Origin of the sequence: Paucibacter soli (assembly GCF_037482845.1) — a bacterium.
Taxonomy (GTDB): Bacteria; Pseudomonadota; Gammaproteobacteria; order Burkholderiales; family Burkholderiaceae_C; genus Paucibacter_B; species Paucibacter_B soli.
Genome location: NZ_JBBHJW010000012.1, coordinates 1 through 14542, shown reverse-complemented (window position 1 = coordinate 14542; position 14542 = coordinate 1). Strand labels below are relative to the sequence as shown.

The 14542-nt window shown below is 66.9% G+C and carries 18 protein-coding genes; 11 read left to right on the top strand and 7 right to left on the bottom strand.

Features of this window, described 5'->3' with window-relative positions:
- The first annotated feature begins 19 nt into the window (after positions 1-19).
- The 5 genes from WG898_RS21950 (at position 20) to WG898_RS21930 (ending at position 3406) form a co-directional block, all read left to right on the top strand.
- Positions 20-346, top strand: coding sequence for a (2Fe-2S) ferredoxin domain-containing protein (locus tag WG898_RS21950; RefSeq protein WP_339604920.1), 327 nt, complete (start codon positions 20-22; stop codon positions 344-346).
- Between the two features lie 7 nt (positions 347-353).
- Positions 354-977 (top strand): alpha/beta hydrolase, encoded by a 624-nt coding sequence (locus WG898_RS21945; RefSeq protein WP_339604919.1) that lies wholly within the window; start codon positions 354-356, stop codon positions 975-977.
- A 42-nt stretch (positions 978-1019) separates the two neighbouring features.
- A complete protein-coding gene (locus tag WG898_RS21940) occupies positions 1020-2171 on the top strand; it encodes a D-alanyl-D-alanine carboxypeptidase family protein (RefSeq protein WP_339604918.1) in 1152 nt (383 codons plus the stop codon).
- A gap of 67 nt (positions 2172-2238) precedes the next feature.
- Entirely contained in the window at positions 2239-3114 is an 876-nt protein-coding gene (locus WG898_RS21935; protein ID WP_339604917.1) for a D-amino acid aminotransferase, read from the top strand.
- A 7-nt stretch (positions 3115-3121) separates the two neighbouring features.
- A complete protein-coding gene (locus WG898_RS21930; protein ID WP_339604916.1) occupies positions 3122-3406 on the top strand; it encodes a DUF493 family protein in 285 nt (94 codons plus the stop codon).
- 7 nt (positions 3407-3413) lie between these two features.
- On the opposite strand, the gene WG898_RS21925 is transcribed toward WG898_RS21930, so the two are convergent.
- Entirely contained in the window at positions 3414-4058 is a 645-nt protein-coding gene (locus WG898_RS21925; protein ID WP_339604915.1) for a tetratricopeptide repeat protein, read from the bottom strand.
- Between the two features lie 92 nt (positions 4059-4150).
- Here WG898_RS21925 and lipB point away from each other — a divergent pair, with 92 nt between their 5' ends.
- Together lipB and lipA are read left to right on the top strand one after the other, a co-directional pair.
- Positions 4151-4819, top strand: coding sequence for a lipoyl(octanoyl) transferase LipB (gene lipB, locus WG898_RS21920; protein ID WP_339604914.1), 669 nt, complete (start codon positions 4151-4153; stop codon positions 4817-4819).
- Positions 4820-4837: 18 nt separating this feature from the next.
- On the top strand, positions 4838-5836 hold the full coding sequence (gene lipA / locus WG898_RS21915; protein ID WP_339604913.1) for a lipoyl synthase: 999 nt from the start codon (positions 4838-4840) through the stop codon (positions 5834-5836).
- Here lipA and WG898_RS21910 read toward each other — a convergent pair.
- The 5 genes from WG898_RS21910 to WG898_RS21890 form a co-directional block, all read right to left on the bottom strand.
- Positions 5811-6602: a substrate-binding periplasmic protein gene (locus tag WG898_RS21910; RefSeq protein WP_339604912.1), complete on the bottom strand. Its 792-nt coding sequence runs from the start codon at positions 6600-6602 to the stop codon at positions 5811-5813. The two genes, lipA and WG898_RS21910, sit on opposite strands and share 26 nt — an antisense overlap.
- A gap of 36 nt (positions 6603-6638) precedes the next feature.
- Positions 6639-7151 carry a TlpA family protein disulfide reductase gene (locus WG898_RS21905; protein WP_339604911.1) on the bottom strand — a complete coding sequence of 171 codons (513 nt, stop codon included), beginning with the start codon at positions 7149-7151 and terminating at the stop codon, positions 6639-6641.
- 38 nt (positions 7152-7189) lie between these two features.
- Positions 7190-8338, bottom strand: coding sequence for a hypothetical protein (locus WG898_RS21900; protein WP_339604910.1), 1149 nt, complete (start codon positions 8336-8338; stop codon positions 7190-7192).
- A 144-nt stretch (positions 8339-8482) separates the two neighbouring features.
- On the bottom strand, positions 8483-9187 hold the full coding sequence (locus WG898_RS21895) for an alpha/beta fold hydrolase (protein WP_339604909.1): 705 nt from the start codon (positions 9185-9187) through the stop codon (positions 8483-8485).
- Entirely contained in the window at positions 9184-10422 is a 1239-nt protein-coding gene (locus WG898_RS21890) for a CaiB/BaiF CoA transferase family protein (RefSeq protein ID WP_339604908.1), read from the bottom strand. The genes WG898_RS21895 and WG898_RS21890 overlap by 4 nt, the downstream gene beginning before the upstream one ends.
- Positions 10423-10474: 52 nt before the next feature.
- Between WG898_RS21890 and WG898_RS21885 the strand changes: the two genes are divergently transcribed.
- The 3 genes from WG898_RS21885 to WG898_RS21875 are packed head-to-tail and all read left to right on the top strand — an operon-like array spanning position 10475 to position 11721.
- A complete protein-coding gene (locus tag WG898_RS21885) occupies positions 10475-11023 on the top strand; it encodes a hypothetical protein (protein WP_339604907.1) in 549 nt (182 codons plus the stop codon).
- Between the two features lie 7 nt (positions 11024-11030).
- A complete protein-coding gene (locus tag WG898_RS21880; protein ID WP_339604906.1) occupies positions 11031-11444 on the top strand; it encodes a PTS sugar transporter subunit IIA in 414 nt (137 codons plus the stop codon).
- A 7-nt stretch (positions 11445-11451) separates the two neighbouring features.
- The gene (locus tag WG898_RS21875; RefSeq protein WP_339604905.1) at positions 11452-11721 is read left to right on the top strand and encodes an HPr family phosphocarrier protein; all 270 of its coding nucleotides are present in this window, start codon (positions 11452-11454) and stop codon (positions 11719-11721) included.
- A gap of 2 nt (positions 11722-11723) precedes the next feature.
- Here the strand turns inward: WG898_RS21875 and WG898_RS21870 are convergent, their stop codons facing one another.
- Positions 11724-12566: a GNAT family N-acetyltransferase gene (locus WG898_RS21870; protein ID WP_339604904.1), complete on the bottom strand. Its 843-nt coding sequence runs from the start codon at positions 12564-12566 to the stop codon at positions 11724-11726.
- Between the two features lie 153 nt (positions 12567-12719).
- Here WG898_RS21870 and ptsP point away from each other — a divergent pair, with 153 nt between their 5' ends.
- Complete coding sequence (gene ptsP / locus WG898_RS21865; protein WP_339604903.1) at positions 12720-14501, top strand: phosphoenolpyruvate--protein phosphotransferase; 1782 nt, start codon at positions 12720-12722, stop codon at positions 14499-14501.
- Positions 14502-14542: the final 41 nt, after the last annotated feature.

Genomic DNA, 14542 nt, shown 5'->3' with positions numbered 1-14542 from the left:
TCTGCCTACAATCCGGGCGATGAGCTATTTCCAGCGTCACATCTTTTTCTGCCTCAACCAGCGCGACAACGGCGAAAACGCCTGCGCCCAGCATGGTGCACAGGCCGGTTTCGACCATTGCAAGGCACGCGTCAAGGCGGCCGGGCTGGCGGGCCCCGGCGGGGTGCGCGTCAACAAGGCGGGCTGTATGGACCGCTGCGCGGGCGGCCCGGTGGCGGTGGTCTATCCCGAGGCGGTCTGGTACAGCTATGTGGACCAGAGCGACATCGACGAGATCGTCGACAGCCATCTGAAGGACGGCAAGGTGGTGGAGCGCCTGCTGCTGCCCGAGAACGTCGGACGCTGAGGCCGCCGTGAATCTGCACACTCAACGCCGGCAGATCGCCGGCCCCGCGGGCGAACTCGAGTGCGCCATCGACGCGCCGGCCGAGGGTCAGGTCTTGCGCGGCACGGCGGTGATCTGCCACCCCAACCCCACCCAGGGCGGCACGCTGGACAACAAGGTAGTGCAGACGCTGGCGCGCGCCTTTGTGCAGCTGGGCTATCTGGCGGTGCGCTTCAATTTCCGCGGCATCGGCCGCTCGCAGGGCGCCTGGGACGAGGGCCGCGGCGAGGTCGACGATGCGCTGGCGGTGATCGCCGCGCTGCGCGAACCCGGCTTGCCGCTGGCGCTGGCCGGTTTCTCCTTCGGCGGCTATGTGGCCTCGCAAGCGGCGCTGCGCCTGCCCGCCGACGCGCCCGCCGAGCGCCTGGCCCTGGTCGGCCCCGCGACCTCACGCTTCGACACTGCCGCCGTGCCCGCCGATACCCTGGTGATACACGGCGAGACGGACGATGTGGTGCCGCTGCAGGCGGTGCTCGACTGGGCGCGGCCGCAAAACCTGCCCGTCACCGTGGTGCCCGGCGTGGGGCATTTTTTCCACGGGCAGCTGCCGCTGCTCAAGAACATCGTGCTGCGCAGCTGGCATCCTGCCTGAGCGCCCCATCCATCCCTGCCGTCCCCGTCGTCCCGATACCGGATGAAATCCCTGATCGCCTTTGTGCTGGCCGCGGCCGGCAGCCTTGCTGTTCATGCCCAGGCGCCGCAGCCGCCCGAGATCGCGGCACGCAACTATGTGCTGGTGGACCTGAGCGCCAACCGTATGGTGCTGGCCGAGCGCGACGCCGACACGCCCAGTGACCCGGCCTCGCTGACCAAGCTGATGACGGCCTACATCGTCTTCAACGCGCTGAAGGAGAAGCGCCTCACGCTGGAACAGGGGCTGAGCATCTCCAAGCGCGCCTGGGACGAGCGCAAGGGCGACCCCTCGCTGATGTTCATCGACACCACGATGCGCCCCAAGGTCGATGAGCTGCTGCGCGGCATGATCATCCAGTCGGGCAATGACGCCTCGGTGGCGCTGGCCGAGGGCGTGGGCGGCACGGTGGAGCAGTTCGTCGCGATGATGAATCGTCAGGCCCAGGCCTGGGGTCTGAAGAACACCAGCTTCACCAATGTGACCGGCCTCGCGGAGCCCGGCCACAAGAGCAGTGCGCGTGATCTGGCGGTGATCGCCGGCCACATCATCAAGGACTTCCCCGAGTACTACCCCTATTACTCGCAGCGCGAGTACACCTTCAACAAGATCCGCCAGCACAACCGCAATCTGCTGCTGACGCGCGACCCCAGCGTCGACGGCATGAAGACCGGCTACACCGAGGCCGCCGGCTACTGCCTGGTCTCCAGCGCCCAGCGCGACTTCCCGAACGGCAAGCGTCGCCTGCTCAGTGTGGTGATGGGCACGGCCTCCAAGGAGGCGCGCGCCAACGAGAGCCAGAAGCTGCTGAACTGGGGCTATTCCGCCTTTGACGCGGTGCGCCTGTTCGACAAGGATCAGGCGATCGCCACCGCCAAGGTCTGGAAGGGTGCCGCGCCCGAGGCCAAGCTGGGCGCCGAAGGGCCGGTGTTCGTGGCGGTGCCGCGTGGCGAGGGCGGCAAGTTGCAGACCCAGGTCGAGCGCACCGACCCGCTGGTGGCGCCGCTGGCCAAGGGCCAGCGCGTCGGCACCCTGAAGGTCACGACCACCGCCGGCGTGGCGGTGGCCGAGCTGCCCCTGGTGGTGCAGGAAGCCGTGCCGCTGGCCGGTATCTTCGGCCGTGCCTGGGATGCGATCAGGCTCTGGATCAAGTAATGCCGCATTTGGCATGCGTGGCCGCGGGTGCCGGGCGTAAGCTAGGCGCATCGAAGAGGAGTGGTTCATGACTGCATTGCCCGACGTCCCCTGCTACCTGAACGGTGCATACACACCGCTGGCCGAGGCCAAGATCTCGGTGATGGATCGCGGCTTCATCTTTGGCGATGGTGCCTACGAGATGGTGCCGGTCTATGGCGGCCTGCTGTTCCGTTTCGACGAGCATCTGGCGCGCCTGGAGCGCAGCCTGGCCAAGCTGCGCATCGCCAATCCGCTCAGCCGCGAGCAGTGGCTGGCGCTCGGGCGCCGGCTGGTGGCCGAGGTGGACGTGCCCGATCAGTGGTGGTACATCCAGGTAACACGCGGCGTGGCGCCGCGCGACCATGTGATGCCCAAGGACATCGCGCCCACCGTGTTCTCGTACAGCAGCGCGCAAAAGCCGGTGCCGGCCGAGCAGCGCCACCATGGCGTGGCCTGCATATCGGCGCGCGATTTCCGCTGGGAACGCGGCGATATCAAGAGCATCTCGCTGCTGGGCAATGTGCTGGCGCGGCAGATTTCGGCCGACCAGGGCGCGCTGGAGACCATCATGTTTCGCGACGGCTTCCTTACCGAGGCCTCGGCCTCCAATGTCTGGATCGTCAAGGAAGGCGCCCTGCTGGGCCCGCCCAAGAGTGAGCATGTGCTGGAAGGCATTCGCATGGATTTGCTGCGCGAGCTGTGCGAGGAGGTGGGCATTGCCTACAACCTGCGCCCGATCTCCGAGGCCGAGGTATTCGCCGCCGACGAGATCCTGCTCAGCTCGGCCACCAAGGAAGTGCTGGCCGTCACCACGCTGGATCGCGAGCCGGTGGGGCATGGGGCCCTGCATGGCAAACCGGGGCCCGTGTACGGCCGCCTGTACGAGGCTTATCAGCGCGCCAAGCTGATGCAATCCATCTGAGGTCAATATGGATTTCAAGCGACCCATTCCCCCCGAGGAATCGCTGATCGAATACCCCTCGCGCTTTCCCATCAAAGTGATGGGCGCGCATGTGGAGGGTTTTGTCGAGGCCATCGTGATGGTGGCGCAGCAGTTCGACCCCGAGTTCGATGGCGCGACGGTGGAGCGGCGCCCCAGCTCGGGCGGCAAGTACCTGGGACTGACCATCACCGTCACGGCCACCAGCCGCGAGCAGCTCGATGAACTCTACCGAACCCTCACCACCCATCCGATGGTGAAGGTGGTGCTCTGAGCGAGGATCAAGCGTCCGTTGTGGGTGCCAATCTGGCATCCATTTCCCTGAGTTTGTAGGGGGCAGCTTCGTCGCCATTGCGCGCGGCGATGTCGTACCAGTAGCGCGCCAGGCGCAGGTCCTGCTCGACGCCCAGCCCGGTTTCGTACATTGAGGCGAGCAGGTATTGCGCGCCGACGTCGCCACCCTTGGCAGCCTCGCGATACCAATGCGCGGCGCCCGCCAGGTCCTTGGCAATGCCCCGGCCCAGGTAGAGGGCGGTGGCGATGGCGACCTGACCATCCACGCTGCCATGCTCGGCGGCGCGCGCATACCAGCTATTGGCCTGACGCAGATCCGGCTTGCCCAGCAGGCCCTGCTCGTGGAATTGGCCCAGGCTCAGTTCGGCGCGGATCAGTCCGGCGGCGGCGGCGCGTTCCAGCAGCCGGCGCGCCGCGCGCAAGCTGGGCGTCTGCAACTCTCCGCGAATGTGCATCATCGCCAGGTTGTAGTCGGCCAGCGGCACGGCGCGCCTGGAGAGTTCGCCGAAGCCGCGCGCCGCCGCTTTCAGATCGCCCTGCGCGTAGGCAGCAATGACTGCATCGATGTCGGGTGCGGCCCAGCTCAAACTGGCGGCGAGCAGCAGAGTGAGCAGGGCAGAAAGAGCGCGCATCAGGGGCATCCTTGGTGACTGGGTCAACGCTAACCCAAACTCGGTCGCCTGGCTGGCCCAGGGCCTTACAACGCACAAGCTAGGATGGCAGCATGATTGTGAAAAACATGGGCCGCGTGGACTATGTGGCCACCCTGGAGGCGATGCGCGCCTTCACCGAGACGCGCGGCCCCGACACGCCCGACGAGATCTGGCTGTGCGAATTCGACCCGGTCTACACCCAGGGACTGGCCGGCCAGGCCGCCCACCTGCTCAACCCCGGCCAGATTCCGGTGGTGCAGACCAACCGTGGTGGGCAGGTGACCTATCACGGCCCCGGCCAGGTGGTGGCCTACCCGCTCATCAATCTGCAGCGCCAGGGCTATTTCGTGCGCGAGTATGTGTTCCGGCTCGAGGCCGCCGTGATCCAGACCCTGGAGGGCTTCGGCATCACCGGTCATCGCGTCAGCGGCGCCCCCGGCATCTACGTGCGCCTGGACGATCCCGGCGCTCATGCCGCCCTCACCGGACCGGCCCGTCCGGACGATCCCTTCCGCGGCCTGGGCAAGGTGGCGGCGCTGGGCATCAAGGTCAGCCGGCAATGCACCTACCACGGCGTGGCGCTGAACGTGGCCATGGATCTGCAACCCTTTACCGGCATCAACCCATGTGGCTATGCCGGCCTGCGCACGGTGGACCTCGCTACACTTGGCGTTTTCACCGATTGGCCCACCGTGGCCCAGCGTTTTGGCGAGCGGCTTGCAGCCCAGTTGCCGCGCTGAAGGAACGAGTACAGCGTCATGGCGACCGAGAACATCACCCACGAAGCGAAGAGCGGCGAGGCCTATGACGCCAGCGCCAAGCAAAAGGCGCAGGCCAAGACGGCGCGCATCCCGATCAAGATCGTGCCGGCGGAAACGCTGAAGAAGCCCGACTGGATTCGCGTCAAGGCCGGTTCGCCGAGCACGCGCTTCTACGAGATCAAGCAGATCCTGCGCGAGCACAAGCTGCACACGGTCTGCGAGGAAGCCTCCTGCCCGAACATCGGTGAATGCTTCGGCCATGGCACGGCCACCTTCATGATCATGGGCGACAAGTGCACGCGCCGCTGCCCCTTCTGCGACGTTGGCCATGGCCGCCCGGACCCGCTGGATGCCAGCGAGCCCGAGAACCTGGCCAAGACGATTGCAGCGCTCAAGCTCAAGTACGTGGTGATCACCAGCGTGGACCGCGACGACCTGCGCGACGGCGGTGCGGGTCACTTTTCCGACTGCATCCGCCAGGTGCGCGCGCATAGCCCCAGCACGCAGATCGAGGTCCTGGTGCCCGATTTCCGCGGCCGCTTGGACCGCGCGCTGGAGATCCTCAAGGCCGCGCCGCCCGACGTCATGAACCACAACCTCGAGACCGCGCCGCGCCTATACAAGGAAGCGCGCCCGGGTTCGGACTACGCGTTCAGCCTGAACCTGCTCAAGCGCTTCAAGGAGGAGGTCCCCGGCGTGCCGACCAAGAGCGGCATCATGGTGGGCCTGGGCGAAACCGACGAGGAGATTCTGCAGGTGATGCGCGACATGCGTGCCCATAGCATCGACATGCTTACCATCGGCCAGTACCTGGCGCCCTCCGGGCACCACTTGCCGGTGCGCCGCTACGTGCACCCGGACACCTTCAAGATGTTCGAGACCGAGGCTTACAAGATGGGCTTCACCCATGCCGCCGTGGGCGCCATGGTGCGCAGCAGCTACCACGCCGACAAGCAGGCGCAGTCGGCGCTCAGCGGTAACGCACCCGCTGCCTGAAGTCGTCCAGCAGGCGCTGATAGCTGCCGTCGCGGCGCATCTGCGCCAGCCCGAGGCTGAAGCTTGTCATCAGCTTCTCCGCCTGCGGATGCTGTCTGGAAAAGGCGATCCAGAAGCCGTCCATGGACAGCAGGCCGACGCGCTTGACGCGGCCGCGGAACTCTGGGGCGGCGTCGATGCGTAGCCAGCCAGGTGTGCGGTTCAGCAGGATGTAATCCACCCGCTTGTTGACCAGCATGCGCAGCAGCGCAGCGTCCGAGGTGGCGCTGAACTTGTGGATGCGGCCGTCATGCATGAATTCGCTGGGATAGGTGTAGCCATTCGTGTAGGCCACTCGCTTGCCACGTAGGTCGGCCAGACGCATCTCGCGACCCTGTTCCTCGATCCGGCCAAAGATCGACAGCTCCTCTTCGAACATGGGTGTGGGGTGCCAGAGGTAGTCGGCGCGGTTGTCATCGGTGATGGTGGCGTTGAAGCAGCCTGCCACCTGTCCGCTCTTGGCGTAAAGCATGCAACGCGCAAAGGGCACGGTGATGATCTGCACCTGGATGCCCTGGGTGGACAGGGCGGCGCGAATCAGATCAACGCTGAAGCCTACCGGCGCCGTCTGCACATCGGCCCCGGGCTTCTCGGCGGCGCTATAGGGCGGCCAATCATCCTCGCCGGCAAGCACCAAGGTTTGGGCCTGTAGGTTCAGGGCCAGCACACAGCAGAAGGCCGCCACCATCCGGCGCAGGCATGCGATCCCGTTGACTGTATGTGCCATGCGACTCAGCCCGTGTACTGAGCCCATCGTGCCTGCTCAGGCTGATTCGTTCAATAGCTTTTCCACCAGGCCATGCAGGGTGGAAAAGTCGGGCTCACCCACATAGCGCTTGACGATCTCGCCGCGCTTGTTGATCAGCAGCGTGGTGGGCGTCAGCTGCACGCGGCCGAACTGCTTGGCAATCTCGCCGGTGTTGTCGATCGCCACGCCGAAGGGGAGCTTGCGACTCTCGGCAAAGTTGGCGACAAAGGCGGGCGGGTCGTAACTCATCGCCACTGCCAAGGTGTCAAAGCCGCGGCCCTTGAACTTCTCGTGCGTGGCGATGATTTGCGGCATTTCGTGCACGCAGGTGGTGCAGCTGGTGGCCCAGAAGTTCACCAGCATGACCTTGCCGGCCCAGGCGCTGGAGTCGACCTTGTTGCCGTCCAGCAGCACATAACTCAGCGCTGGCGCCTGCTCCTTCTTGGCCAGACTCTGGTAGCCCAGCCAGACAGCGCCGCCCAGGGCGGCCACCATCACCACGGAAGCAAGCATGCGAGAGGTTTTCATAGCGGCGCCAGTGTAGGCCAGTGCAGCTGGCGGCCGCCTTACAGGGACTTCGAGAGTTCGAACAGCAGGATGGAAGGCAGCGCGTCGGTAAGGTGCTTGCGCGCGATGCGGGCCATGCCGTCGCTGGTGGCGGTGGAGAGCTGAGTCACATGGTCCTCGTCCAGCACCTCGACGAAGCTGAACTCCGGCACCTCGCGCAGCACGTCGGCGCGTAGCAGCTCGAAGGCCGCACCGCGTTGGGCCGATTCGAACACGATGCCATGCGGCAGGCCTTCCAGGCAGAACTGGGTGGCTTCGTCCATATTGTTGACCACGTCGATGATCAGGCCCATATGCCGCACCGAGTCCTGGATCTGGGCGCGCAGCTCGCGCCGCGGCGTGACGATCAGCAGATGGCTGCCGGCCAGCGGTTTGGAATTGGTGGACGGCTGGTGCTCGGGCTCCTTCTCCAGCACCGGCGGCGCGGCCCCAGGCTCGTCGCTGATGGTGTGCGGGAACTCCAGCGTCAGCACGGTGATGCCGGCCTCGTCCTCGCGCAGCGGCAGCACGCCCATGGTCAGTGCGGTCTGCTCCACCAGGCGCCAGGCCAGCGAATTCAGGGCCGGCGGCAGCTCTTGCTTGCGCGGGTCGTCGATCAGGTCCAGCGAGCGATGCGCAAAGCGGCACATCAGGCGTGCCTTGGCGGGCCAGGGCGTCAGGTCCAGGCGCAGGTCGATCGACGAGTGCGTGCTGGCCAGCGCCCAGTCCAGCAGGGCATTCAGCAGCGAGAACAGCAGCGAGCCATCCGCCACGATCTCAACCGGCTTGAGCACCTGTCGGACCTGGATGCCGCGCGCCTGGGTCTCGCGGCTTCGGTGCGCCAGCACGCCGCGCAGCACCTGGGTCAGGTGCACGCGTTCGCGCGAGAGCCGCAGCCGGCCCGAGGCCAGGCGTGCCAGTTGCTGGCCCATCATGCCGGTTTCGCGCGCCAGGGCGACGTTGTCGCGCAGGGCGCGCAGGCTCTGCCGGTCGATCTGACCGGTCACGACCAGGTTGTGCACCCGCTCCAGCGCCGCGCTCAACGGCCCGGCGATCTCGGCGCCCAGCTGCTGCACGATCTCCGCCCATTGGGATTGGCTCGGCCCCTGCGCCACGTCATTGGCGGCGGCAGCGGGCGGAGCAAGCGGGGTAGCGGGCGGGGTGGGCATGGATTGTTTTTGTTGAGCGACCGCCCGCGATCGCGAGCGGCGGGGTCGGTCGCCATGGTCCGGGCGGGGCCTGGGTGCGTCCATCCCCCGTCTCGGGGGAAACTCCTCAGGGCAGGGGGCGTGGCCGCGCTTTCGTGAACTCCCTCACGCGCGCGCCAGCTTCAGCAGGATGGACAGCAGCGCGTCCGGCGCGGAGATCATCGCGTCGTGGCCGGTGGCGATTTCGTGCAGGTCCCAGCCGGGCTGCTCGCGCGCACGCTGGCGCGCGATGGCGATGGTGGCCAGCGCCGGCGCCGTGCAGTCGATGAAGCTGCGGGGCAGGGCGGCCAAGCGCTGGGCGTCGAAGTCCAGCGGGCTGTCGTACACGCCGCCTGGCTGCGGGGTCTGGCGGCGCGCCACCCAGTCCGCGTCCTCGGCCTGCAGGCCGAAGGCCGAGGGGGTTGCCGCCGGGATATGGCCATGGGCGGCAATCGCCGCGCGGCGCTCGGCCTGGGTGGCCTCGCTGTGGCGGCTGGACCAGCTTTCGCCCGGCAGCGGCACCACGGCATCCAGATAGACCAGGCGCCGGATGCATGCGGGCATGCGATCGGCCACGCCGGTGATCACCATGCCGGCGTAGCTGTGGCCCACCAGCAGCACCTGATCGAGCTCTTCGGCCTCGATCACCCGCGCCACGTCCTCGATATGGGTGTGCAGCGTGATCTCGCGGCTGAGTTGATGGGCGCGTTCGCCAACACCCGTCAGCGTGACCGGGAAGACGCGATGCCCGTCCGCCCAGAGCGGCGCCAGCACGCGGCGCCAGCACCAGGCACCGTGCCAGGCGCCATGCACCAGCACGATATTGCTCATGCGATCACCCCCTGTTCGCGCAGGGCCGCGATGTCGGCGGTCGCATAACCGAATTCGGCCAGCACCTCCTCGGTGTGCTGGCCCAGCAGCGGCGGGGCCAGCCGGTAGCTGACCGGCGTTGCCGAGAGCTTCATCGGGCTGGCCACCAGCGTCAGCCCGTCGCTGAGCGGGTGGGGCATGGGCACCGTCATCTCGCGGGCCTGGACCTGGGGATCGGCAAACACCTCACCGAGGTCGTTGATGGCACCGCAGGGCACCTTGGCGGCTTCCATGGCATCCAGCCAATGCTGCCGCGGCCGCGTCTTGAGCGCGGCGGCAATCATGGGCACCAGCAGCTCGCGGTGGCGCACCCGTTCGGCGTTGCGGGCGAAGCGCACGTCGGCGACCCATTCGGGGTGGCCGGCCAGCTCGGCAAACTTGGCGAACTGCTTGTCGTTACCCACCGCCACGATCACATGGCCATCGCTGGCCTCGAACACCTGGTAGGGCACGATGTTCTGGTGTGCGTTGCCCATGCGGCGCGGCGGCACGCCGGTGCACAGGTAGTTGGCGCCCAGGTTGGCCAGCATCGCGACCTGGGTGTCCAGCAGGGCCATGTCGATGATCTGACCCTGGCCCGTGGCATCGCGGTGGCGCAAGGCCGCCAACACTGCCACGGTGGCATACATGCCGGTGAACAGGTCGGCCACCGCCACGCCCACCTTCTGCGGGCCGCCGCCGGCCAAGTCGTCGCGTTCGCCGGTCACGCTCATCAGGCCGCCCAAGCCCTGCACCGCATAGTCGTAGCCGGCGCGGTCCCTGTAGGGGCCGGTCTGGCCGAAGCCAGTCACCGAGCAGATCACCAGGCCGGGAAACTCTTCCAACAGGCTCTGGGCGTCCAGACCGTAGCGGGCCAGATCGCCGACCTTGAAGTTTTCCACCAGCACGTCGGCCTTGCCGGCCATTTCGCGAATCAGGGCCTGACCACGCGGGCTGGCGATGTCGATCGCGATCGAGCGCTTGTTGCGGTTCGTGCCCAGGAAATAGGCGGCCTCGCTGCTGTCCTGCCCGTCACGGGTTTTCAGATAGGGTGGGCCCCAGGCGCGTGTGTCGTCGCCCGTGCCGGGGCGCTCGACCTTGAGGACGTCGGCACCCAGGTCGGCGAGCGTCTGGGTGCACCAAGGGCCGGCTAGCACACGTGAGAGATCGAGGACGCGTACGCCGGCCAGTGCGGTGTTGGATGCGGGTGTCTGCATGGGGGCATTTTGCGGTACGGCCGCTGCTGGCCTGCCCCGGGATAATGCGGTCATGTCATTCTTTACCCAGACGCCAGGCCCTTGCGCCCTGCTTGCATTGGCCGGCGCGCTGCTGGCCTGCTCCCCCGGACTCAACTGGCGCGAGGTGCGCCCCGAGCATGCCGGCCTGAGCCTGCTGTTCCCCTGCAAGCCCGAGGTGGAGAGCCGCCCCTTGCGCGCCGCATCGACCGGGCAGCCTGCGCTGGAGATGGGGCTGGCCGTCTGCATGGCAGAGGGTGCGCGCTTCTCGCTCGCATGGGCCGATGTGGACGAACCCGCGAAGTTGGCGCCGGCGCTGGCGCAGATGCGGGCCTCACTCGCGACCAAGCTGCATGCGCGGGCGGAGCCTGCGCAAGCGCTCGCACTGGCAGGCATGACGCCGAACGCCGAGGCAATGGCGCAGGCCTTGCGTGGCGGCCGGGCCGAGGGGCGGGACGTGCAGGCCGAGGTGGCAGTGTTCGCGCGCGGCCTGCGCGTGTACCAGCTGGTGCGCCTGGGGCCGCAGGCCGGCGGGCCGGCCTGGGAGAGCTTCCTGAACTCGGTGAACTTGCAGGAACGATAATCCTGCCATGCCCGGTCTGCTTGTGATTGCCCATGCCCCGCTGGCCTCCGCCCTCAAGGCGGTGGCCGAGCACACCTTCCCGAACTGCGCGCCGCAGCTGTTGGTGCTCGACGTCACGCCCGATATGACGGCCGAGATGGTGGAGTCGCGCGCGCGCGCGCTGCTGGCGGCGGGAGGCCATGCCGAAACCTTGGTGCTCACCGACGTGTTTGGCGCCACGCCTTGCAACGGCGCCCAACGCCTGCTCGACGCCAGCGGGCAGGTGAGTGTGCTCAGCGGGGTGAATGTGCCGATGTTGTGGCGTTCGCTGTGCTATGCGCACGAGCCTCTGAATGCCTTGCTGCAGCGTGCCGCCGACGGTGGCAGGCAGGGAATTGTGCAGGGCGAGTCAGCCCAAACCGTCTCCAACGTGTCCTCCTGACCTGTCCATGATCAAGTCCAATCTGACCATCAGCAACAAGCTGGGCCTGCATGCCCGTGCCTCGGCCAAGCTCACCAAGCTCGCCGGTTCCTTCCAGTGCGAGATCTTCATGAGCCGCAACGGCCGCCGCGTGAATGCCAAGAGCATCATGGGCGTGATGATGCTGGCCGCCGGCCTGGGTGCCCAGGTGGAGTTGGAGACCGAGGGTCCGGACGAGCAGGCGGCCCAGGACGCCATCACCGCGCTTGTTAACGACAAGTTCGGTGAGGGGCAGTAGGCTTAGGCCCCGTTGAGGAAGTGCCGGCGATAGCGTGCCGGCAGGTCGGCGATGCGCATCATCATGGGCAGGTCGGCGGTGTTGAAGTCGGGGTCCCAGGCCGGGCGGCCGAGGATGCGCGCGCCGCAGCGAAGATAACCCTTGATCAGCGGCGGGGCCTCGACGCTCATGTCGTGGCGCAACTCATCCACCGGTAAGGGCAGGCGCGGCCGCACCTGCCATTCGATGCCGGCCAGATGGGTTTTCTCCAACTGCTTCCAGAGACTGGCGGCGTAGTGGCCGCCGTCGCGCATGCTGACGCTGGCGCAACCGATCATGGTGTCCAGCCCGTTGCGCAGCATGAATTCGGCCAAGGCCCCCCACAGGGCCATGATGGCACCGCCGGAGCGGTGCTCGGGGTGCACGCAGGAGCGACCCAGTTCCACCATCTGTGGGCGCAGGCTGCGCAGTCGCGTGAGATCGAATTCGGTTTCGCTGTAGAGCCCGCCGGCGCGCAGCGCAGCGGCCGGGGTCAGTACGCGGTAGGTGCCAATCACCTCGTCGGGGCGGCCATGCTCGTCCAGGGTGCGTACCAGCAGGTGTTCGCAGAAGGGGTCGAAGCTGTCGATGTCGTGTCCCGCCGGCGCACCGTGCGGGACGCTCAGACGCGCGCCCATCTCCTCCGCGAAGACCCGGTATCTCAGACGCTGGGCTTGGCGAACTTCCTCTTCAGTGCGCGCCCAGGCCACGTCCAGGCGAGTGCGGGCCAGCGATTCCAGCGCGGAGCCCGCTGGAAGTGACCTCCGAGGCACCTGGGGCGCATGCAGTTCGGAGAAGGGCAATGTCGGCAAAGGGAGATCCCTCATGATCGGCCTTGTCGTTGTTGGACGAACGTGATGCTCGGCTGCGGCGGTGACGCGGGCGTGACCAAGCGGTGACGAAACCGTGACCGGCCCGCATGCTCACGCGCCCGGGTGTTCCTGGGGTTGGGGGCGCCGGCACGCTGCTACATTCAAGCCATGAGCTTTCAGGTCTTTGGCATTCCTGTTTCTCGCGGCGTCGCCATAGGGCGCGCCGTGCTGGTCGCATCCAGCCGCGTGGACGTGGCTCATTACTTCATCGAAGAGGCCGCGGTTGCCGCCGAAATCCAGCGCGCCCTGCGCGCGCGCGACGAGGTGGCGCGTGAACTGGAGACGCTCAAACTAGACCTGCCTGCGGACGCGCCGCACGAGCTGGCGGCCCTGCTGGACGTGCATCTGATGCTGTTGCACGACGATGCCTTGCTGGGCGCCACGAGGCAGTGGATCGTCGAGCGCCACTACAACGCCGAGTGGGCCTTGTCAGCCCAGCTAGAAGTGTTGGCGCGCCAGTTCGACGAGATGGAAGACGACTACTTGCGCGAGCGCAAGGCCGATCTGGAGCAGGTGGTCGAGCGCATTCTGTCCGCCCTGGCGGCAGAGCAGGGCGGCGCGCATGTGGGCGCGGCCGCGGTGGTCAACCGCGACTTCGCGGGCGAGGACCCCTTGCTGCTGGTGGCGGCCGACATCGCGCCGGCCGACATGATGCAGTTCAAGCGCAGCGTGTTCCATGGCTTCATCACCGACATTGGCGGCAAGACCTCGCACACCGCCATCGTGGCGCGCAGCATGGATATTCCCGCCGTGGTGGGCACGCGCGAAGCCTCACGCCTGATACGCCAGGACGACTGGGTGATCATCGACGGCGATGCCGGTGCAGTGATCGTGAACCCTTCGCCCATCGTGCTGGAGGAATACCGTTTCAGGCAGCGGCAGAGCGAGCTCGAACGGGCGCGTCTGGCGCGCTTGCGCCATACCCCGGCCGTGACGCTGGATGGCGAACGCGTCGAGCTGCATGCCAATATTGAGCTTCCGGCCGATGCGACCGCCGCCGTAGAGGCGGGGGCCACCGGCGTGGGGCTGTTTCGCAGCGAGTTCCTGTTCATGAACCGGGATGGTGAACTGCCCAGCGAGGAGGAGCAATTCACCGCTTACCGCGCCGCGGTCGAGGCGATGCGCGGCATGCCGGTGACGATACGGACAGTGGATGTGGGGGCTGACAAGCCGCTCGATCGCATGTCGGCCAGCGAACTCAGACACGAGCATGTGCTGAACCCCGCCATGGGCCTGCGCGCGATTCGTTGGAGCCTGGCAGAGCCCAGCATGTTCCGCCAACAGCTGCGCGCCATCTACCGGGCCAGCGCCTTTGGCAAGATACGCCTGCTGATCCCGATGGTCGCGCACCTGGGCGAGATGCGGCAGATCCACGAAGCCATCAAGCGTGTCCAGCAGCAGCTGACCGATGCCGGCCAGGCTTACACATCGGTAGAGTTGGGCGTGATGATCGAGATTCCGGCCGCCGCCATCATGCTGCCGCTGTTGCTGCGCTATGTGGACTTTGTTTCAATCGGCACCAATGACCTGATTCAATACACCTTGGCCATCGATCGCGCCGACGAAGCGGTGGCGCATTTGTACGATCCCTGGCATCCGGCCGTGGTGCATTTGATTGCGTCCTCAATCGCCCAGGCGCGCGCAGCAGGCAAGTCGGTGAGCGTTTGCGGCGAGATGGCGGGCGACCCGGCCTTTACCGATTTGCTGCTTGGTATGGGCCTGCGCAGCTTCTCCATGCATCCCTCGCAGATTCCGTCGGTCAAGCAGCGCGTCTTGCGCGCCGACGCTGGGCGCCTTGCCGCCGCGCTGCCTGGCGTGCTGGAGAGCGACGATCCACAGAAGGCGGCTGAGCTGGCTTTCCTGCCGCCTGGCTCGACGCGCAGCCACTGATTGAATGGGCCGGCGCAGCCGCCCCATTCAACTTCTTCGCA

Excerpts from the sequence above, each read along its gene's own strand:
- WG898_RS21950 (WP_339604920.1), top strand. The coding sequence starts at position 20 with ATGAGCTATTTCCAGCGTCACATCTTTTTCTGCCTCAACCAGCGCGAC.
- WG898_RS21940 (WP_339604918.1), top strand. The coding sequence starts at position 1,020 with ATGAAATCCCTGATCGCCTTTGTGCTGGCCGCGGCCGGCAGCCTTGCT.
- WG898_RS21935 (WP_339604917.1), top strand. The coding sequence starts at position 2,239 with ATGACTGCATTGCCCGACGTCCCCTGCTACCTGAACGGTGCATACACA.
- WG898_RS21930 (WP_339604916.1), top strand. The coding sequence starts at position 3,122 with ATGGATTTCAAGCGACCCATTCCCCCCGAGGAATCGCTGATCGAATAC.
- WG898_RS21925 (WP_339604915.1), bottom strand. The coding sequence starts at position 4,058 with ATGCGCGCTCTTTCTGCCCTGCTCACTCTGCTGCTCGCCGCCAGTTTG.
- lipB (WP_339604914.1), top strand. The coding sequence starts at position 4,151 with ATGATTGTGAAAAACATGGGCCGCGTGGACTATGTGGCCACCCTGGAG.
- lipA (WP_339604913.1), top strand. The coding sequence starts at position 4,838 with ATGGCGACCGAGAACATCACCCACGAAGCGAAGAGCGGCGAGGCCTAT.
- WG898_RS21910 (WP_339604912.1), bottom strand. The coding sequence starts at position 6,602 with ATGGCACATACAGTCAACGGGATCGCATGCCTGCGCCGGATGGTGGCG.
- WG898_RS21905 (WP_339604911.1), bottom strand. The coding sequence starts at position 7,151 with ATGAAAACCTCTCGCATGCTTGCTTCCGTGGTGATGGTGGCCGCCCTG.
- WG898_RS21900 (WP_339604910.1), bottom strand. The coding sequence starts at position 8,338 with ATGCCCACCCCGCCCGCTACCCCGCTTGCTCCGCCCGCTGCCGCCGCC.
- WG898_RS21895 (WP_339604909.1), bottom strand. The coding sequence starts at position 9,187 with ATGAGCAATATCGTGCTGGTGCATGGCGCCTGGCACGGTGCCTGGTGC.
- WG898_RS21890 (WP_339604908.1), bottom strand. The coding sequence starts at position 10,422 with ATGCAGACACCCGCATCCAACACCGCACTGGCCGGCGTACGCGTCCTC.
- WG898_RS21885 (WP_339604907.1), top strand. The coding sequence starts at position 10,475 with ATGTCATTCTTTACCCAGACGCCAGGCCCTTGCGCCCTGCTTGCATTG.
- WG898_RS21880 (WP_339604906.1), top strand. The coding sequence starts at position 11,031 with ATGCCCGGTCTGCTTGTGATTGCCCATGCCCCGCTGGCCTCCGCCCTC.
- WG898_RS21875 (WP_339604905.1), top strand. The coding sequence starts at position 11,452 with ATGATCAAGTCCAATCTGACCATCAGCAACAAGCTGGGCCTGCATGCC.
- WG898_RS21870 (WP_339604904.1), bottom strand. The coding sequence starts at position 12,566 with ATGAGGGATCTCCCTTTGCCGACATTGCCCTTCTCCGAACTGCATGCG.
- ptsP (WP_339604903.1), top strand. The coding sequence starts at position 12,720 with ATGAGCTTTCAGGTCTTTGGCATTCCTGTTTCTCGCGGCGTCGCCATA.